Consider the following 20,453-nt stretch of genomic DNA (forward strand, 5'->3'; position numbering starts at 1 on the left):
TTCAGGCGCGGCCTTTCTTTTGTCTCATGATGTCAGATTACAAAATAACGGTTTTGTTGCCTGAAACGAATACATGATCATCAACAACCTTGCTTAACGCTTTGCTTAACACACTTTTTTCTACATCTCGTCCGGCTTGAGCCATGTCAGAGGCACTAAAGTTATGGTCCACAGGGATGACGTCTTGCTTAATGATTGGGCCTTCATCGAGATCGTTGGTCACGAAGTGAGCAGTCGCGCCGATGATTTTTACACCGCGATCGTAAGCTTGCTGATACGGTCTCGCACCGATGAAAGCGGGTAAGAAACTGTGGTGAATATTAATGATTTTGTGGGGATATTGACCAACGAAATCAGCGGTGAGAACACGCATGTATTTTGCGAGCACCAAATAGTCAGCTTGATATTGGTTGATGACATCCAGCATTTTTGCTTCATGTTCTTGGCGGTTTAAGCCTTCATGAGACACAAAGTGGTAGGGAATATCAAAACGTTCGGTTAACTGGCGTAAATTATCGTAATTACCAACTACCGCCGCTACGTCTACATCTAAGCTGCCATCGTATGTCTTCATCAAAATATCGCCAAGGCAATGGGCTTCCTTGGTGACTAAGATAACAATTTTTTTGCGAGCTGAGTCTACCAAGCGGCGTGTGGTGCAGGCTGGAAGCGCGTCATCAAGATCGGCGAGAAAGGCGTGATCATTGAATTCACCCTCCAGCTCAGTGCGCATAAAAAACTGGCCAGTCGGGTTGTCTACGAACTCATTGTTATGAATGATGTTGAGTTTGTGTTGGTAACAGATGCTGGTAATTTTTGAAATCAATCCTGGGGCGTCTGTGCAATGAGTGAGTAGTGTTTTCTTTTCCATGGATACGATACTTCCGTGCGCGGTTCTTATTATAAGCTTGGGCTGTATAAGGGTTATTTAGAGTAGCCTTAACAATTAAACTAATATTGCTAAGGTTTCAAGACATAATCACAGGTAATCGTTTGCCTGCTTGGTTGTGAGGCAGTCATCCGTTGTTAGATGAGTATGATAGCGTATGTTATCGGGTCAAGTTATCGGGTCATGGTTGACAATTGGCATCGCGACTTGTGGCTAAACCTGACATAATTGCCGCTCTGTTTTTCATGGTTTGAGTTTGATGATCGAAAAAGTATTCTCTGCGCAGGGGGCATTGGGTAACGCCATTCCGGGCTTTCAGCCTCGCCAAGCGCAAGTTGATATGGCAACCGCCGTCGCTGACGCTATTAAAAACCAAGGCCAAGTTGTGGTAGAAGCGGGGACGGGTACAGGCAAAACGTTTGCGTATCTGGTGCCGGCTTTACTCAGTGGAAAAAAAGTCATCATCAGTACTGGCTCGAAAAACCTTCAAGAGCAGCTTTATCATCGTGATCTTCCTCTGATGACTGACGCTTTAGGTTTTCATGGAAAAGTCTCGCTATTAAAGGGGCGGTCCAATTATCTGTGTCTGGACCGTCTCAGTCGTCAGATGGTTGAGAGTCATAATAACAGTGCAGACCCTACGTTACTCAGCCAGTTAGTCAAAGTTCGCGCTTGGACTTCCGAAACCAAAACTGGCGATTTGGGCGAATGTGATGCGATAGCCGAAGACAGCCCGATCATCCCAACCATAACCTCAACCAATGATAATTGCTTAGGAAAAGAGTGTCCGAGTTACACCGATTGCTATGTACTCAAAGCTCGTAAAAAGGCGATGGACGCGGAAGTGGTGGTGGTCAACCACCATCTGTTTTTAGCAGATTTGGCGATCAAGGAAACCGGGTTTGGTGAGCTAATTCCCGAAGCAGATGTGTTCATTTTTGATGAAGCTCATCAGTTACCTGATATTGCGAGTCAATACTTCGGACAATCGGTTTCAAGTCGGCAAATTCAAGAATTGGCCAAAGACATCGAGATCAGCTACCGCACCGAAGCCAAGGACATGCGTCAGCTGCAAAAGATTGCTGAGAAGTTGGTACAGTCGGCCATGGATTTACGCATTATTCTTGGTGATACCGGTTTTCGAGGCAATTGGCGTGATGCGATAGCTTCCCCAACGATTGCTCGGGAGATGGAGCGGCTAACTGAAGCCTTGGATTTTGCCATTGATGTGCTCAAATTAGCGCTAGGTCGTAGCCAACTACTTGATGCGGCTTTTGAACGGGCCAATTTGATTAAGTCGCGGATTGATCGAGTTTGCGATGTCTCCATCACTGGGTATTCGTATTGGTTTGATACGACACCGCGTCACTTTAGCTTACACATTACGCCGCTATCGGTATCGGATAAATTCCACGAGCAAATGGAGATCAAGCAAGGCGCTTGGATATTTACCTCAGCAACCTTAGCGGTCAATGATGACTTTGGGCATTTCACTTCGCGTTTGGGCATTAAACCTGCGAGTCAAATGTCTCTGCCAAGCCCATTTGATTATCAAAACCAAGCTCGGTTGTGTGTCCCACGTTACCTACCTGAACCGAATAGTCAGGGGCTTGCAGACAAATTAGTGCGTATGTTGGCGCCAATTATTGAGCAAAACCAAGGGCGCTGCTTCTTTTTGTGTACGTCACACAGTATGATGCGCGACCTTGGTGAGCGTTTTCGAGAGCAGCTAACTATTCCAGTGTTAATGCAAGGTGAAACCAGCAAACAAAAGACCCTGTCTGAATTTATGGAATTGGGTAATGCGCTGCTGGTGGCAACGGGTGCATTTTGGGAAGGCATCGATGTTAGAGGTGACGCGCTGAGCTGTGTTATTATCGATAAATTGCCCTTTACCGCACCGGATGACCCGCTGCTTAAAGCTCGTATTGAAGATTGTCGTCTGCGTGGCGGTGATCCGTTTGCCCAAGTGCAGCTTCCGGATGCAGTCATCACATTGAAGCAAGGCGTAGGACGCCTAATTCGAGATAAAAAGGATTCTGGCGCATTGATTATTTGCGATAACCGATTGGTCACTCGTGAATACGGAGGCATTTTTCTCGCGAGTTTGCCGCCGATTCCGCGAACTCGAGACTTAGAGAACATTAAACAGTTCTTACATACAATTTCACAACCATCAACACAAGAATATTGAGAGTGGCATGAGCGTAAAAATCCTAGCCTTAGATACATCAACAGAGAACTGTTCAGTTGCGCTGTTGATTGATGATCGTATTTATAGTCGTAGTGAGGTTGCTCCTCGAGACCATACAAAAAAAGTATTACCTATGGTCGATGAAGTGCTTAAAGAAGCCGATATCCAACTTAATGATCTTGACGCTTTGGCTTTTGGTCGCGGTCCTGGCAGTTTTACCGGTGTCCGCATTGGTATCGGTATTGCACAAGGTTTAGCGTTTGGTGCCGACTTACCCATGATTGGCGTTTCAACGCTTAAAGCGATGGCGCAAGCCTGCTACCGCGTTTCTGGAGCGACGGATGTCGTGAGCGCGATTGATGCGCGAATGGGTGAGGTATATTGGGGGCGATTTGCTCGTCAAGCGGATGGTCATTGGCAAGAGGTTGACGGCGAAGCCGTGGTTGCCCCGCAAACATTAGTTGACGCAAGCAGTAGTGATGACAAAAACTGGGTCAGCGCGGGTACAGGTTGGCAGACCTATGCCAACGAATTGGCTGCACTCCCGTATACCGTTACTGCGGGAGAGATTGAGTTTCCCGATGCGCAAGATATTGTGCAATTGGCTAAACTTGAATGGGAACAAGGTCATACTGTTTCTGTCGAAGAGTCCAGCCCGGTTTATCTTCGTGATAATGTGACATGGAAAAAATTGCCTGGGCGTGAGTAATTTCCAGCTGAGGTGAGCAATGGGCGTTAATGCGATACTTGGAGTGATATGGTTTCTTTAAATGGATTACCACCGGCGGCGATACCGGGTTCAAATAAAGCCCAGAAATCCACGAATAAGCGTAAATCGCCTGCAAAGACGCCTATTGGTGAACCGAGTAAAGTTGCGAACGCCGTTGCGAACACGATTCGTCATGTGCAAGAGAGCGACATCCACCGAGCTCAAGTCGAATATGATCTGCCAGAAGGCAGTGGTCGCAGAGCGATGGAAAAGTACATGGATGTGATGAATCAAGCACGCCGGGAGGAACTTACTCAACTTCTCGGCGTCGATATCTATATCTAGATAAATTTTAGAGAGGCGATATGTCGATTCGTGGTATTAGTCGTTATCTGTTGATGATGAGCTCTCTGTTGATGATTTCAGCTTGCGCATCGTTACCCCAAGAGCTTGAAACTCAAAACCCTGCGGTTGTCACTGATTTCCAAACCTGGCAAGCCAACCCGAATGACCAACAAGAAGTTCGTCTTGGTGGCGTCATTGCAAACATTTCTAACCTTAGTGATAAGACACGCCTTGAAATCGTCAATATGCCAATAGGAAACGCGGGTAAGCCTATGCTCAGCCATGAACCCAAAGGGCGTTTTGTGGCTTACGTTCAAGGGTTTCTCGATCCGGTTACCTACAGCGAAGGGCGTTTAATTACGGTACTGGGTGATTCTGCGGGAACGGAGGAGGGGAGTGTTGATAAATACCAGCATCAGTTTCCTGTTGTGAATGCACGCGCTTATCATTTATGGCGGGTTGAGGAACGCGTCATTATTAATGACATCGACCCTTTCTATCCTTGCTATGGCTTTAATTGCCGTGTTTGGCGTCATCCCATTTCCGGGAACAGTGGTCGAGTGATACAAGAAGTCAAATAAATGCTCGTCGAAAAGCAATACTCTATCGCTTCTGGTCAACTGGCGACGATAGAGTTTGGTGATTGTCAGTCAGCTGAAGTCTCGGTGGTTTTTTTGCACGGCTGGTTGGACAACGCGGCAAGCTTTTTCTCTGTAATGGAGGCGTTGTCAGCGCAGAGTGCCTCAATTTATGGGTGTGCCGTGGATTTCCCCGGGCATGGTCTATCTAGCCCCAAAACCCCCCATTCCTATTACCCTTTTCACGACTATATCGACGATATTTTCCAACTTCTGTCCAAAATATCGCCAAATAAGCTGATTTTAGTCGGTCATTCTCTTGGTGCTTTAGTAGCAAGTTGCTATAGTGCCGCCTTTCCTGACCAAGTTGCGGGTTTGGTGCAAATTGAAGGCGCAGGACCACTGTCTGAATCTGCGGAGCATGGTGTGACGCGATTACGGCAAGGTGTGATGAGTCGTCAACGGCTACGACGGAAACCAGTACGCTATTTTTCATCGTTAGAGCACATGATTGAACGTCGTGCGCAAATTAATGATCTGCCCAAGCCGCTTATTGAACCGATTGTCGCTCGAGGCGCTCTGCAGGAAGAATCAGGTTGGCGTTGGCGCCACGATATTGCACTGCAAGCGGACTCTTTGTATCGCATGTCCGATGCGCAGGCGGCCGAAATTAATTCGGCCATCTCCTGCCCAAATTTAATTATTCTCGGCGATCAAGGCTATCCGCATCTGAGAAAAAAAGCTCAGGCGAAGGAATGTTTTGGTGAAGTGATGACGGTCAAAGGTGGCCATCATTGCCATTTACAGCAGCCATTTAGAGTTTCTAGTCTAATCTTTGGCTTGGTTAACAAAATTTAAACAAGTGTTTGAGTGTTTCGTGCTCATGCACTCGGGCTATGGTGTAATTAGCCTGTTAATAATAAGCGCGCAAAGCGCAATATGGCGAACCCTTTGCCTATGACGAGGAGTATTACTGTGGAGAAACCTTGGTTATCACGTTATCCAAGTGACGTACCTGAAATGATCGATCCCGATCAGTACCCATCTTTAGTCGAGATGTTTGAACAGTCGGTACATAAGTTTGCTGACCAGCCGGCGTTCATCAATATGGGCACGGTAATGACTTATCGTAAGCTAGAAGAGCGCAGCCGCGCTTTTGCCGCCTATCTGCAGAATGAACTTAAACTTAAAAAGGGTGATCGTGTTGCCCTGATGATGCCGAATTTACTTCAATACCCTGTGGCGCTATTTGGGGTATTGCGTGCAGGCTTGATTGCCGTCAATGTTAACCCGCTTTACACACCGCGTGAGCTCGAGCACCAACTTAATGACGCCAGTGCAACCGCGATCGTCATTGTTTCAAATTTTGCCAATACACTTGAGCAAATTGTCGAAAATACGCAAGTTAAACATGTTGTATTAACGAGTCTTGGGCAAATGCTGCCGCGGGCGAAAGGTACGGTGGTCGACTTTGTCGTCAAATACATTAAAGGCATGGTCCCTAAATATGATTTGCCTGGGGCTATTTCAATGCGAAAAGCGATTCGCAAAGGGCGCAGGCTACAATATGTGAAGCCCTTTATGTCGGGTGAAGACATTGCCTTTTTGCAATACACCGGAGGCACGACTGGCGTAGCGAAAGGCGCTATTCTCACTCACCGCAATATGATTGCTAACGTGCTCCAAGCGAAAGGTGCATACGGGCCGGTGCTCTCTGAGGGACGTGAAATGGTGGTTACTGCGCTGCCGCTGTATCATGTGTTTGCATTGACCGTAAACTGCTTGCTGTTTATTGAAATGGGCGCTCGCAACTTATTGATTACCAACCCTCGTGATATTCCTGGGTTTGTCAAAGAGCTACAAAATAACGACTTCACCGCAATCACTGGGGTGAACACATTGTTCAATGCTCTCGTCCATAATGAAGATTTCCATGAGTTAGATTTCAGTAATCTCAAACTGTCAGTCGGTGGGGGGATGGCTGTGCAACGTGGTGTTGCTGAACAATGGAAAAAGGTGACGGGCATTCATCTATTGGAAGGCTATGGTCTAACCGAGTGTGCGCCTTTAGTGACTGGCAACCCGTATGATTTAACCGATTATACAGGAGCGATTGGCTTGCCTGTGCCTTCTACCGAGGTTCGTATTGTCGATGACGAAGGTCAGGTGTTACCGAATAGCGAAATCGGGGAGCTTCAAGTTCGAGGACCACAAGTGATGCAGGGGTATTGGCAGCGTCCCGAAGCGACGCGTGAAGTTATCGATCACGATGGCTGGCTGTCAACCGGTGACATCGTTAAGTTTGATGATCAAGGTCTATTGCATATCGTTGACCGCAAGAAAGACATGATTTTAGTCTCAGGGTTTAATGTTTATCCTAATGAAATCGAAGACGTTGTAGCGCTACATGGTAAAGTTCTGGAAGTGGCTGCCATTGGCCAGCCGCACGATGTTTCAGGTGAAGTGGTCAAAATTTACGTGGTGAAACGCGACCCAAGTTTGACGAAAGATGAGATCATTACTCACTGTCGTCAACACTTAACGGGTTACAAAGTACCTAAACTTATCGAATTTAAAGAAGAACTGCCCAAAACTAATGTGGGTAAAATCTTGCGCCGTGTATTGCGTGAAGAAAACGATGAGAAACTTAAACAGGCAAGTTGAAGCACGAGAAAGCCTGATTGAATAGTGTTAAGATGCCGACATAACTCGTCGGCATCTTTGTTTTTGCTGACTCAGAAACAGAGAGAGATAAGTGAACTATCAAATTATTACTCAAGAGTCCGACCTGCAACGCGTATGCCACGCGGCGCGTGGTAAAAATGCCATCGCTCTGGATACCGAGTTTGTACGCACACGTACTTTTTATCCGCAACTCGGCCTGATTCAGCTCTATGATGGCGAAAATGTGTCGTTGATCGATCCTTTAGAGATTGCCGACATGTCACCCTTTGTTGAACTACTTGAAGACACGAATGTGATCAAAGTACTGCATGCATGCGGTGAAGATTTGGAAGTGTTTAAACACAGTTTCAGCGCAGTTCCTAAGCCCATGCTCGACACGCAAATTATGGCGGCATTTCTTGGTCAAGGGTTATCAACGGGGTTTGCCAGTTTAGTGAACAGTTATCTTGATATTGAATTAGATAAAAGTGAGTCACGAACGGATTGGCTTGCTCGTCCACTAAGTGTAAAACAGCTTGAGTACGCAGCAGCGGATGTTTATTACTTGCTACCCATCTTTGGGTTTTTGTTCAAACAGGTGAGTGAGGCGGGTTGGTTAGAGGCGTCAATGCAAGAAAGCCAGCGCATGATTGATAAACGCGATGTTCAGCCTGAGCCAGAAAAAGCGTATCTTGATATAAAAGGGGCTTGGCAGTTAAAACCGAAACAACTTGCTGTGCTTAAGCCATTAGCGGAATGGCGTTATCGAGAAGCGGTGCGCCGTGATTTGGCGTTGAACTTTGTATTTCGTGAGAATGAGCTACTGACCATTGCTCGCCATGGATTGCAAACAAAACAGGCCATGGAGCAAGAGGGGTTAGATGGACGAGCCATTAACCGCCATAGTGCGAAACTCATCAGTCTGGTTAAGCAGGCGAAACAAACACCTGAATCAGACTACCCAGAGAAGATAGAGCGTTTAATGGACCTGCCAGGCTATAAGCAGATGATGGCTAAGCTCAAAGAGCAAGTGGTTGCAGTTTCGAAAGAGACAGGATTAGCCACAGAGTTTTTGGCGTCGAAAAAGCAATTGAATCAATTTATTCAGTGGAGCTGGAAGCTTGACCAAAACACTCAACAGATGCCGGACGTGATGCAAGGCTGGCGGGCATCATTGCTTGGCCCTAAACTGATGAGTTGCATTGCTTAGTTATTGAAACCAATAAAAAAGGCTTCCCAGTGGAAGCCTTTTTTTTGCACTAAACGTTATTTAGCCAGCAAGAATATCGGTTGCCACTTTGTAGCTTGGATCTTCTTTTACGTTAATTTCAACTAAGCTACCTGCTTTATCGAGTAACGCACGGCAATCTTGGCTTAGGTGACGAAGATGAAGTGTTTTACCTAGTGCGGTATAACGCTCAGCCAAGGTCTCAATCGCTTCGATGGCCGAGTGATCAGCAACACGTGAGTTTGCGAAATCCACGATCACATCTTGTGGATCGTTTTGAGCATCAAACAGCTCCAAGAAGTTAGCGGCAGAGCCAAAGAAAATTGGGCCGTTAATCTTGTAGACTTTGCTACCTTCTTCATCCAAATTGCTGCTCGCATAAATATGTTTTGCATGTTCCCAAGCAAACATCAGGGCGGAGACAATCACGCCGACGGCGACCGCAATCGCGAGATCCGTCATGACGGTAACCACGGTCACTAACACAATGACGAAAAAGTCTTGCTTTGGTACGCGGCGTGCCAGTTTAAAGGTGGCCCATTCAAAGGTACCAATCACCACCATGAACATTACGCCAACGAGTGCCGCGAGTGGAATCATTTCAATCAGCGCTGAAGCAAATAAGATGAATACCAGCAGCATCACGGCTGCCACAACACCTGATAAGCGTCCACGACCACCAGAGTTCACGTTGATCATAGACTGGCCAATCATCGCACAGCCACCCATGGCACCAAACATTGAACAGGTGACGTTTGCTAAACCTTGGCCAACACATTCACGGTTCGATTGACCACGAGTGTTCGTCATTTCATCCAACACCGTCAACGTTAACAGAGACTCAATCAAACCGATCGCAGCGAGAATCACAGCATAAGGCAGCACGATTTGCAGTGTTTCCCAGCTAAAAGGAACGTCAGGCATAGCAAATGTCGGCAAGGTACCCGCAAGGGTTGCGTTCATATCACCTGACATTGTACGCAGGAAATCGACCACCGTACGCGTTTCCAGATTAAGACCTTGAACTAATAGGGTGACGAAGACAATAGCAACCAAGGAGGATGGCACCGCAGTGGTTAGCTTGGGTAAAAAGTGAATAATCGCCATGGTCAGCGCAACTAAACCAAGCATTAGCATCATTTGATCTTGTGGTAGCCATGCCAATGTGCCATCTAAAGTTGGTACTTTAAACTGACCGAGTTGGGCTAGGAAAATCACAATGGCTAAGCCATTTACAAAGCCTATCATCACAGGATGTGGCACCATGCGAATAAATTTACCGAGCTTGAATAGACCGGCGGTGATTTGCAGTAAACCAGCGAGCAAAATCGTTGCAAACAGGTATTGGATCCCATGTTCTGCGACCAAGCTAACCATCACAACGGCCATTGCGCCAGTTGCACCAGAAATCATGCCTGGACGTCCACCAAAAATAGCGGTCACCAAACCAACGATAAATGCTGCGTAAAGCCCCACCATAGGGTCGACGCCAGCAACAAAAGCAAAAGCAACGGCCTCAGGAACCAGCGCAAGCGCGACAGTCAGACCTGAAAGCACGTCGTTTTTGACTGAATGTTTAGAAAATTGAGGGAATTCAAACATAGGTGTTTAGTATCAGCCTTATAAGTAAAAAGGGTCTGAATAGGAGTTTGGACCATTACCGAAAAATGTTGTACCCACTTGTGCTATTTAGTGCAAAAACGCGATAACAACAAAAGGATAGAAGGGGACGGTAATTTAAAAACTCACTCTCAGAGCGAGAGGCGGATGCTACAGAAAAGTGTGATTGAGTTCAATGTTGAACTAAATTTCATCAGCTTTTTGTGAGCAAAGTGTTACTAGAGAATAAAAAAACAGCCCCCGAAGGAGCTGCTTTTAATCCGAGACTGTTTAGTCGCTGGTTTTGGCCATCACCGCGCCTGCTTGGCTAGTCGCAAACTGACTGCCTGCGCCACGAGAGGCATAGCGCTCTGAACGGAACTCGGCGGCAACAATTGTAATCTCTTTGAGTTCATTGTTGCCTGGTGCTTTGGCCATTGGTGCAGCAGCGTGCCCCTTGAAGGCTGGTTTGCTTACTACCGCAGGTTCAGGCTGATTGCTCGCGACCACGTCCTCTTGCTTCGATTCTGTTGTCTCGACCACGTCCGCTTGAGTTTCAATCGCTTGTACGATTGGCGCTGGTTCACCATCTGCTAATAAAGCAGGCTCAGCTTCCTGACCTTGAGGTTCTGCCTGTTCAGCAACACTCACTTCAGCTGGAATCGGAGTATCGTTAACCTGAACTTCTGTCGTTACCGGCTCTTTAGACACCACTTGTTGTTGAGCCGTGTCCAATGTTTGTGGCTCAGTCACCGGTGCTTCAATCACTTTTTGGCTTGGGATAATCACTTTACCCATCGCCATTTCTGGACAAGCAACACCACCAACCACGGTTACGGGTGTTTCGTTTTGCGACGCTTTCTTCTCAGGCTTTTTCGCTAGGTCGTAACGCGGCATCACTTTACCCATTGCCATTTCTGGAGAGGCAACACCGCCTTTACGCAGACGGAAAGGATTTGGACGGCGGTCGCGACCACGACGACGACGTTGACCACTTGCTCGTAAATGGCGAGGGGAGCGGCGGTTGCGACGTTGTTTGCTTGTTTCTTGGGTAGCCTCTTCTGTCGCTTGCTCAGTCGTTTGAGCTTGTTCAACAACGGCTTCAGCTTGAACTTCCTGCTGAGCTGCTTGCTCTTGGCTCTGTATACGCACTTGTTTGGTCAGTTTACGCTGTTGACGGCGTTCTTTGACTTTAACGGTTTTCTCTTCCGCTTTTGCTGGCTTATCTGCAGCTTTCGGTTTGTCTTTAACCTGAGCTTCAGCCGCAAGTTTTAGACCTTCCTCAGCTACTTTGCTCGCTTTTGCATCATCATTGCGTTTGTTGCGACGATCTTGCTGTTTCTTGCGATTTTGCGGTTTATTGCTGTTGGCTTTCTCCGCAACATTTTTCTCATCTTGAGCGTTTTCATTACGTGCTTTTTGCGGCTTATCACGATTGTTATCGCGCTTGCTGTTGTCACGGTTATTACGACGCTGTTGATTATTGTTGCGACGATTGCGGTTGTTATTGCGGTTGTTGCGATTTTGACTGTCTGTTGATTTCTCTTCAGTTGTCGTTTCTTTGCTGACTTCCGCTTTCTCTGCTTCAGCAGGATCCGCAAACATTTTTCCAAGTGCTTTAAATAAGCGGCCAAACAATCCTGGCTTGGTCTCGGTTGCTTGTGTTTGTTCTGCTGCAGGCGTGCTTGCTTCTGCTTTGACTGGTGCAGACGGCGCTGGTGCCGACTGTGCTGGCGCAGCAAAGCCTTTTAAAACGGGTTCTTCAAGACGCTTTGGACGACCTTCGTTGTCTGAGCTGTCTTTACCTTCGACCTCTTTCATTTCCTCAATACGTTGTGGTAGGAGGTAAGAAAGGAGATCAAACTCTTCGCCCTCACGAATACGGATCACATCGAAATGTGGTGTTTCCATATCGGAATTTGGAACGACTGTAATCTTCACATCTTGAATACGTTCGATGTGATTAACCGAGCGGCGTTTCTCATTGAGCAGGTATGAGGCAATGGGCACCGGCACAACCGCTAAAACTTGAGCTGTGTTGTCTTTCAGCGCTTCTTCTTCGATGAGACGTAAAACTGACAGCGCAAGTGATTCGTTGTCACGAACAACCCCAGTGCCTGTACAACGAGGACAAATATGATGGCTTGCTTCTGCCAATGATGGACTTAAGCGTTGGCGAGACATTTCGAGCAGGCCAAAGCGAGAAATTCGCCCAATTTGAACGCGAGCACGGTCTAAACGAACGGCTTCACGTAAGCGGTTTTCGACTTCACGTTGATGGCGTACTGGTGTCATATCGATAAAGTCGATCACAACCAAGCCACCTAGGTCACGTAGACGTAATTGGCGTGCAATTTCATCTGCTGCTTCAAGGTTGGTATTAAGGGCTGTTTCCTCGATGTCCCCGCCTTTTGTTGCACGTGCCGAGTTGATATCGATTGATGTCAATGCTTCGGTTGGGTCGATAACAATCGAACCACCAGAAGGCAGACGCACTTCGCGTTGGAAAGCGGATTCAATTTGACTTTCAATTTGATAATGACTGAACAGTGGGACTTCACCATCGTACTTTTTGACTCGATTAACAAAGTCAGGGCGAACTAAGCTGATGTGCTCAAGTGCGCGCTCATAGATGGTATTACTGTCGATAAGAATCTCACCGATATCGCGACGCAAGTAGTCACGAATAGCTCGCACGATGACATTGCTTTCTTGGTGAATCAGGAATGGCGCCGGATTTGAGTCGGCAGCTTCTTTGATCGCACCCCAGTGGTTAAGCAGAACGTTTAAATCCCACTCAAGCTCTTCAGCACTCTTACCCACGCCCGCAGTACGAACGATTAAGCCCATACCTTGTGGCAATTCTAGTGTGCTTAGTGCTGCTTTAAGTTGAGTGCGTTCATCACCTTCGATACGGCGTGAAATGCCGCCCGCACGAGGATTGTTTGGCATAAGGACTAAGTAACTGCCCGCTAAAGAGATGAACGTCGTTAGTGCAGCGCCTTTGCTGCCACGTTCTTCTTTTTCAACTTGAACAATGACTTCTTGACCTTCGCTCAACACCTCTTTGATGCTAGGACGACCTTGATATGTATAACCTTGAGGGAAGTATTCACGGGCAATTTCTTTAAGAGGAAGGAAACCGTGTCTTTCTGCGCCGTAATCGACAAATGCCGCTTCTAGACTTGGTTCAATGCGAGTGATACGTCCTTTGTAAATATTCGCTTTCTTTGATTCGTGACCAGGGCTTTCGATATCTAGATCGAAAAGCTTTTGGCCGTCGACCAAAGCAACACGCAACTCTTCTTTTTGAGTTGCGTTTATCAACATTCTTTTCATTTAAAATCTCGTTATATTTCTTCGTTTTATGTTTTTGCTGCTTGTGTCGCGTTCACGGTGCCAGATCCCATGGCTTTATCGGTACAGCCTCCCGGCTGGAGGGATGCTCTTGGGGCACTTCAGTCTTCACAAGCGTAACGTTTGCTTGTGAACCGCAATCGGCGGAAAATACTCTTAATCATGAATACGCGATGAGTAGGGCAACAAACAACCAACAACTGAAATGTCTTACGCCATATGCGGCATTCAAAGTTATCAGTAAAAATACTCATTATTTTGCTCAAAAACGCTTCACTTTTTATTAAATGCAAGTAAAGCATCCATTGCAGGTGTGAACTATAGCAGTACCCGTTACAGTCAGCAATCTGCATTGTTCTCTATCTTAAAAAAAAGTCAATTTCATGTTTTTTAAGTTTCTGTTTTAAAATTAATTTTAGTGGAAAATTCGAGTTTTAAATCTAAGTTGGTGAAAATGTGTTCGTATTAATTGTCAGTTCACATCAAACTGAGAAAACAACAGCCCTTAAAACGATAAAATGTGAAATCACGCAGCGGTGGATGGTAGAATAGCGTCATGAGTGAAATTAGAACCCAAGTCCAGTTCGTCGATATTGACGCTGATATGGCTGGCCAGCGAGTTGACAACTTTTTGCGCAACCAGTTGAAAAGTATACCCAAGAGCATGATTTATCGAATCTTGCGCAAGGGGGAAGTGCGGGTGAATAAAAAGCGCGTCAAGGCAGAATATAAGCTTCAGTCTGGTGACGTGGTAAGAATTCCCCCGGTAACCGTAACCGAAAAATCCCAAGAGGACGTCGCGCCGAGCACAAAGCTGAACAAGGTGGCGGAACTTGAGAGTAAAATCATTTATGAAGATGAGCATTTATTGATTTTAAATAAACCGTCGGGCACTGCGGTGCATGGCGGAAGTGGTTTAAAATTTGGCGCTATTGAAGCCCTAAGAGCTCTAAGGCCTGAGGCTCGCTTCTTGGAACTGGTACATCGTATTGATCGGGATACTTCAGGTATTTTGTTGGTCGCTAAAAAACGCTCCGCGCTGCGTCACTTACAAGCACAATTTCGTGATAAGACGGTCAATAAATACTACTTCGCTTTGGTGATGGGGAAGTGGAAGCCGAGTTGCAAAGTGATTAATGCACCGCTGCTGAAAAACGAAGTGAACAGTATTGTTCGAGTGAACCCCAAAGGTAAGCCTTCTGAAACTCGGTTTAAGATTCTTGAGTCATTTGAGCAAGCGACATTTATCCAAGCAAGTCCTATTACTGGGCGGACACACCAAATTCGTGTACACACTCAGTATGCCGGGCATCCGATTGCTTGGGATGATCGTTATGGTGATAGACGCTTTGATGCTTACACCGGAAAAGTAGGACTTGATCGGCTATTTCTTCACGCGGCGAATATTCGATTTGTTCACCCTAAGAGTGAACAATCGATGGAAATTAATGCGCCTATGGAGCCGAAACTTGAGCAAGTGCTCGCTGGTTTGAGAGATGCTTAAACTAGGTTGTCGGTGGTGAGTACCTCGACGCCTTGCTTTTCCAAAAGATGGATTAAATCGATCAAAGGTAAGCCAATCAAGGTGTTGGGGTCTTTACCCTCTAAGCGTTCAAATAAGGCAATGCCGAGTCCTTCACTTTTAAAGCTGCCTGCACAATAAAATGGCTGTTCTTTGTCAACATAATGTTCAATAGCTTGCTGACTGAGGGTTTTGAAGTGTACAACAAACGTGTCTAGGCAAACGTCGGTTTCACCTGTTGTGGTGTTGTGCAGCGCGAGGCCAGTGTAGAAAGTGATGGATTGACCACTTTGCTCTGAGAGCTGTTTTATTGCGTTCTCGCGCGTCAACGGTTTACCGATAATTTGACCATTAATGACACACACTTGATCACTGCCAATGACTAAGCAGCCTGTTGGTTGCTGACAAGACTGAGCTTTGGTTTGTGCCAAACGCATCACCAGTTGTTGTGGTGTTTCATTCATCAATGGCGTTTCATCGCAATCGGGCTTAGCGCAACTAAAAGGCAGCGTTAATTTCTCTAGTAAGCTTTTACGAAATGGCGATGTTGAGGCTAAAACAAGTTGGTATTGAGGCATTTTTAGTTACAATCGTCTTAAATTTGGCTAAGCATAAACGATCACTTTTTGATTACGCCAGACATGGTTGGCAAAAGGAAAAAAACTCTAAGTTTTTCACCTTTTTCTTTGACTCAAATAGAATTGGAAGATAGAATTCGCGCCCTATGCAAAAGGTAAAAATACCGCGAACGGTTGATCCCGGCCGCGCTGCGCAAAAGCGACTTGATTATGATGGTATCATTCAAGCTAGCTTGCTGAAGCGCTTACAGGACTCGGTCGAAGGCGTTAAACGCGACGCTCAAGTGCAATTGTCATTTGGGTTAGATGAACAGCAGCTCGTTGTTATCTCTGGTAAAGCTAACATCGAAGTTGATTTAGAGTGTCAACGCTGTAATGAAACTTTCGCACATGAGTGCGACGTCCAATTTACTTACACACCAAATAAAGGTGCAAAGAGTGAAGAGGAAGCCCCGGAAGAGTACGATTTGGTAGATCTGAACGAGTACGGTGAAGTGGATTTAATACAGTTGATTGAAGACGAGTTCATTCTAAACTTACCCCAAATCCCAATGCATGATGAAGCGGATTGTAGCGTTGATTCAGATAATATGGTGTTTGGCGAACTTCCTGAAGAAGTTGTAGAAGAGAAGCCAAATCCATTTGATGTTTTAAAAAGCTTGAAGAAGTAATTTTTTAAGTTCTTACATAGGAGTAGGGTCCATGGCCGTACAAAAAAACCGTAAAACCCGTTCTAAGCGTGGTATGCGTCGTTCACACGATGCGTTAACTACAGCAGCTCTATCTGTTGATGCAACGTCAGGTGAAACTCACCTACGTCACAACGTGACTGCTGAAGGTTACTACCGCGGCAAGAAGGTTATCAACAAGTAAGGTTGACCTTTGCAAAATATAACCGTTGCACTTGATGCAATGGGCGGGGATTTCGGTCCTCGCGTTACAGTGCCTGCCGCCGTGCAGGCACTGTCGCATTTCCCAGAGCTCAAAGTGAACCTCATAGGTGATCGGAACTCGATCACATCTCAATTGTCCTACCTTGGTCATCAGCCGAATGCTCGTTTGAGTATTACCCACACTGACCGAGTGATTTCAAATACAGAAAAACCTTCCCTCGCGTTAAGAAATAGTGCTGGTAGTTCAATGGGGACCGCCATTGAATTGGTCGCCGATGGCAAAGCGGATGCTTGTGTCAGTGGTGGAAATACGGGCGCTTTAATGGCACTGTCACGTTTCCGACTAAAATTACTTCCAGGTATTGAACGTCCTGCTTTGGTTTCGGCATTGCCGACCGCCAGTGGCAAAAAAACATGGATGCTAGATCTTGGGGCCAATGTCTCAAGTGATTCAGATTCTTTGTTTCAATTTGCTGTGATGGGCAGTGCTTTAGTGGAAGAATTGATCGGCAGGGCACCGCGAGTCGCCATTTTAAATATTGGCGCAGAAGAGATAAAAGGTAACGATCTTGTGAAGCGCTGTGCAGAGATGCTAAGCCAAACACACGAAGTGAACTTTATCGGGTATATAGAGGGGAATCAGTTACTTCACGATGCTGCTGACGTTGTCGTGTGCGACGGTTTTGTTGGTAATGTCTGCTTAAAGACCTGTGAAGGGACTGCCCAACTATTTATCGAAAAGTTGAAAGAGAGGATGATGGCCTCGTCGATAAAGGGCTGGATTGCAAGAAAATTGTTTTCTGGGTTATTTAATGAACTAAAAACACTGAACCCCGACCAGTATAACGGCGCAAGTTTGCTAGGATTGCGCGGCATCGTCATAAAAAGCCACGGAAGTGCTGATGTAGAGGCTATCGTCAATGCTATTGGCGAAGCCATACACGAGGTCAAACGACAAGTACCCAGCCGTATAAGCGATCGTTTGGAAGCGGTTTTACTCGAGAGGCATTATTAGTCTTCATGTATAGCAAAATTTTAGGTACTGGCAGCTACCTGCCATCTCAAGTGCGTACGAATGCAGACTTAGAGAAAATGGTAGATACGAGCGATGAGTGGATCGTAACCCGCACTGGTATCAAAGAGCGTCGTATTGCTGCTGAAAACGAAACAGTGGCGGATATGGGCGCTTTAGCGGCTGAAAATGCGATTGAAATGGCCGGTATCAATAAAGAAGACATCGACCTCATCATTGTTGCTACGACCAGTAGCAGCCACTCATTTCCTTCTTCCGCATGTCAAGTTCAAGCCAAACTTGACATCAAAGGCTGTCCCGCATTCGATTTAGCAGCAGCGTGCTCTGGTTTCATTTACGGTTTATCCGTCGCTGACCAACACATAAAATCGGGGATGTGCAAACACGTACTTGTCATTGGTTCAGATTCTTTATCAAAAACTTGTGACCCGACAGATCGCTCTACTATCATCTTGTTCGGTGATGGCGCAGGTGCGGTTGTCTTAGGCCCAAGTGAAGAACCCGGCATTTTGTCGACCCACGTGTATGCAGATGGTCGATTTGGCGAACTTTTAAGTCTGGAGCAACCAGCACGCGGCGAACACGCGGATCAATGGCTGCACATGGCCGGTAATGAAGTGTTTAAAGTCGCGGTGACACAATTGTCTAAGCTGGTGAAAGACACGTTAGATGCCAACGGTATGCATAAGTCTGAACTGGATTGGCTGGTACCCCACCAAGCTAATTATCGTATTATTTCCGCGACAGCGAAGAAATTGTCGATGTCTCTAGACCAAGTTGTTATTACGCTTGATAAGCATGGTAATACGTCTGCAGCCACCGTTCCAACGGCGTTGGATGAAGCGGTTCGCGATGGTCGAATTAAGCGCGGACAGACACTATTGCTTGAAGCATTTGGTGGCGGCTTCACTTGGGGCTCGGCACTGGTTAAGTTCTAAGCTGTCTAAAGAATTCATAACTTAAGATGCACAACGAGGTGCATCTTATTCTTTCTGACTTTGTCTAAAGGAAAAACACATGAGCAAGTTTGCTATCGTATTTCCCGGTCAAGGTTCTCAAGCAGTAGGTATGCTTGCTGAACTTGGCGAACAGTATGATGTAGTGAAACAAACCTTCGCAGAAGCGTCTGATGCATTAGGTTATGATCTATGGGCTTTGGTTCAAAATGGCCCAGCAGAAGATCTTAATCAGACATTCCGCACTCAGCCAGCATTGCTCGCATCTTCGGTGGCGATCTGGCGCGTATGGCAATCATTAGGGCTAGCACAACCCGAGAACCTAGCAGGTCATAGCCTAGGTGAGTATTCAGCTCTGGTATGTGCGGGTGTGATTGACTTTAAACAAGCGATTAAACTGGTTGAACTTCGTGGTCAACTGATGCAAGAAGCCGTACCTGCGGGGACGGGCGCTATGTACGCAATTATTGGTCTTGCTGATGATGCGATCGTCAAAGCATGTGAAGAAGCTGCGCAAGGCGATGTTGTGTCTCCGGTTAACTTTAACTCTCCGGGTCAAGTTGTGATTGCTGGCAGCAAAGATGCGGTTGAACGCGCGGGTGCGTTATGTAAAGAAGCGGGTGCAAAACGAGCACTTCCGCTACCTGTTTCTGTGCCTTCGCATTGTGCCTTGATGAAACCTGCTGCGGATAAACTTGCTGTTGCGCTAGATGATATTGAATTCAATACGCCTGCGCTTCCTGTGATCAACAACGTCGATGTGGCGGCAGAAACGGATCCTGCAAAAATTAAAGATGCGCTTGTTCGTCAACTTTACAATCCAGTACGCTGGACAGAGAGCGTTGAGAAAATGGGCGAGCAAGGTGTCGAGTCGTTGCTTGAATTCGGCCCAGGTAAAGTACTGACCGGTTTAACCAAGCGTATCGTGAAAACATTAAGCGGTGCAGCTGTAAACGACGTGGCTTCTTTAGAAGCGGCGAAGTAAAGAAAGGAAAACAAGATAATGATGAACCTAGAAGGCAAAGTTGCTTTAGTCACTGGTGCTAGTCGTGGTATCGGTCGTTCGATCGCTGAGTTGCTGGTTGAACGTGGTGCAACGGTTATTGGTACAGCAACCTCTGAAAACGGTGCCAATGCAATCAGTGAATATCTTGGTAGCAACGGTAAAGGCCTTGCCTTAAACGTGACTGAGATCGATTCTGTGGAATCAGTGTTGAAAACTATCAACGATGAGTTTGGTTCAATCGACATTCTCGTGAATAATGCAGGTATCACTCGCGATAACCTATTGATGCGAATGAAAGACGATGAATGGACAGACATCATAGACACGAATTTGACGTCTATCTTCCGTTTATCAAAAGCCGTATTACGCGGCATGATGAAAAAACGTAGCGGTCGCATTATCAATGTTGGTTCTGTGGTCGGTACTATGGGGAACGCGGGTCAAACTAACTACGCTGCGGCGAAAGCGGGTGTAATTGGTTTTACTAAGTCAATGGCACGAGAAGTTGCTTCTCGTGGGGTAACTGTCAACACTGTTGCTCCTGGCTTTATCGAGACAGACATGACGAAAGCGTTGAACGACGAGCAGCGTGCTGCTACGTTGTCTCAAGTCCCTGCGGGTCGTTTAGGCGATCCTCGCGAAATCGCATCAGCTGTTGCGTTTTTAGCATCACCAGAGGCGGCATACATCACTGGTGAAACTCTGCATGTCAATGGCGGCATGTACATGGTTTAGTGCTCAACGTTACCGCAGAGGGCTTAGTTTTTTCACATTGGCAAAATATCGCCTATAGTGTGAGAGTAAAAAACAACTTCTGCGCAACATTTGTGCATGATTTAAGTCAAAAATGTATTGAATTTCGGTAAAAATCGCGAAATTGTGGTTTGACCAGCAAGGACCCC

18 protein-coding genes are annotated in these 20,453 nt (G+C 46.4%); 14 read left to right on the forward strand and 4 right to left on the reverse strand.

Annotated elements, in window-relative coordinates; translation table 11 throughout:
- Positions 1-37 precede the first annotated feature (37 nt).
- Positions 38-871, reverse strand: coding sequence for a formyltetrahydrofolate deformylase (purU, locus tag M1D72_RS11585; protein ID WP_390190853.1), 834 nt, complete (start codon positions 869-871; stop codon positions 38-40).
- 277 nt (positions 872-1,148) lie between these two features.
- On the opposite strand from purU, the gene M1D72_RS11590 reads away from it, so the two are divergent.
- The 7 genes from M1D72_RS11590 (at position 1,149) to rnd (ending at position 8,589) form a co-directional block, all read left to right on the forward strand.
- Entirely contained in the window at positions 1,149-3,083 is a 1,935-nt protein-coding gene (locus tag M1D72_RS11590) for an ATP-dependent DNA helicase (RefSeq protein ID WP_390190852.1), read from the forward strand.
- 7 nt (positions 3,084-3,090) lie between these two features.
- Positions 3,091-3,792 carry a tRNA (adenosine(37)-N6)-threonylcarbamoyltransferase complex dimerization subunit type 1 TsaB gene (gene tsaB, locus M1D72_RS11595; protein ID WP_456296966.1) on the forward strand — a complete coding sequence of 234 codons (702 nt, stop codon included), beginning with the start codon at positions 3,091-3,093 and terminating at the stop codon, positions 3,790-3,792.
- A gap of 48 nt (positions 3,793-3,840) precedes the next feature.
- Positions 3,841-4,137: a chromosome partitioning protein ParA gene (locus M1D72_RS11600; RefSeq protein WP_390190847.1), complete on the forward strand. Its 297-nt coding sequence runs from the start codon at positions 3,841-3,843 to the stop codon at positions 4,135-4,137.
- Positions 4,138-4,157: 20 nt separating this feature from the next.
- Positions 4,158-4,718: a Slp family lipoprotein gene (locus tag M1D72_RS11605; RefSeq protein ID WP_456296967.1), complete on the forward strand. Its 561-nt coding sequence runs from the start codon at positions 4,158-4,160 to the stop codon at positions 4,716-4,718.
- A complete protein-coding gene (locus tag M1D72_RS11610; protein WP_390190843.1) occupies positions 4,719-5,573 on the forward strand; it encodes an alpha/beta hydrolase in 855 nt (284 codons plus the stop codon).
- A gap of 117 nt (positions 5,574-5,690) precedes the next feature.
- The gene (gene fadD, locus M1D72_RS11615) at positions 5,691-7,379 is read left to right on the forward strand and encodes a long-chain-fatty-acid--CoA ligase FadD (RefSeq protein WP_456296968.1); all 1,689 of its coding nucleotides are present in this window, start codon (positions 5,691-5,693) and stop codon (positions 7,377-7,379) included.
- Positions 7,380-7,470: 91 nt separating this feature from the next.
- Positions 7,471-8,589: a ribonuclease D gene (gene rnd, locus M1D72_RS11620; protein ID WP_390190839.1), complete on the forward strand. Its 1,119-nt coding sequence runs from the start codon at positions 7,471-7,473 to the stop codon at positions 8,587-8,589.
- Positions 8,590-8,649: 60 nt separating this feature from the next.
- On the opposite strand, the gene M1D72_RS11625 is transcribed toward rnd, so the two are convergent.
- Positions 8,650-10,209 carry a SulP family inorganic anion transporter gene (locus M1D72_RS11625; protein ID WP_390190838.1) on the reverse strand — a complete coding sequence of 520 codons (1,560 nt, stop codon included), beginning with the start codon at positions 10,207-10,209 and terminating at the stop codon, positions 8,650-8,652.
- A gap of 288 nt (positions 10,210-10,497) precedes the next feature.
- On the reverse strand, positions 10,498-13,545 hold the full coding sequence (gene rne / locus M1D72_RS11630; protein WP_456296969.1) for a ribonuclease E: 3,048 nt from the start codon (positions 13,543-13,545) through the stop codon (positions 10,498-10,500).
- Between the two features lie 574 nt (positions 13,546-14,119).
- Between rne and rluC the strand changes: the two genes are divergently transcribed.
- Positions 14,120-15,067: a 23S rRNA pseudouridine(955/2504/2580) synthase RluC gene (gene rluC / locus M1D72_RS11635; RefSeq protein WP_456296970.1), complete on the forward strand. Its 948-nt coding sequence runs from the start codon at positions 14,120-14,122 to the stop codon at positions 15,065-15,067.
- Here the strand turns inward: rluC and M1D72_RS11640 are convergent.
- Positions 15,064-15,663, reverse strand: a complete 600-nt coding sequence (locus M1D72_RS11640; RefSeq protein ID WP_390190834.1) for a Maf family protein — start codon at positions 15,661-15,663, stop codon at positions 15,064-15,066. The genes rluC and M1D72_RS11640 overlap by 4 nt on opposite strands.
- Before the next feature lie 146 nt (positions 15,664-15,809).
- Here M1D72_RS11640 and yceD point away from each other — a divergent pair, with 146 nt between their 5' ends.
- The 6 genes from yceD to fabG all read left to right on the forward strand — a co-directional run bounded on the left by yceD (position 15,810) and on the right by fabG (position 20,286).
- Entirely contained in the window at positions 15,810-16,334 is a 525-nt protein-coding gene (gene yceD, locus M1D72_RS11645; RefSeq protein WP_390190833.1) for a 23S rRNA accumulation protein YceD, read from the forward strand.
- A gap of 31 nt (positions 16,335-16,365) precedes the next feature.
- Positions 16,366-16,536, forward strand: coding sequence for a 50S ribosomal protein L32 (gene rpmF / locus M1D72_RS11650; protein WP_014232495.1), 171 nt, complete (start codon positions 16,366-16,368; stop codon positions 16,534-16,536).
- 9 nt (positions 16,537-16,545) lie between these two features.
- Positions 16,546-17,571: a phosphate acyltransferase PlsX gene (plsX, locus tag M1D72_RS11655; RefSeq protein ID WP_390190830.1), complete on the forward strand. Its 1,026-nt coding sequence runs from the start codon at positions 16,546-16,548 to the stop codon at positions 17,569-17,571.
- Positions 17,572-17,576: 5 nt separating this feature from the next.
- Positions 17,577-18,527 (forward strand): beta-ketoacyl-ACP synthase III, encoded by a 951-nt coding sequence (locus M1D72_RS11660; protein ID WP_390190828.1) that lies wholly within the window; start codon positions 17,577-17,579, stop codon positions 18,525-18,527.
- Between the two features lie 79 nt (positions 18,528-18,606).
- On the forward strand, positions 18,607-19,530 hold the full coding sequence (gene fabD, locus M1D72_RS11665; protein ID WP_456296971.1) for an ACP S-malonyltransferase: 924 nt from the start codon (positions 18,607-18,609) through the stop codon (positions 19,528-19,530).
- 21 nt (positions 19,531-19,551) lie between these two features.
- Complete coding sequence (fabG, locus tag M1D72_RS11670; protein WP_390191878.1) at positions 19,552-20,286, forward strand: 3-oxoacyl-ACP reductase FabG; 735 nt, start codon at positions 19,552-19,554, stop codon at positions 20,284-20,286.
- Positions 20,287-20,453 lie beyond the last annotated feature (167 nt).

Source organism: Vibrio sp. AK197, from assembly GCF_053903115.1.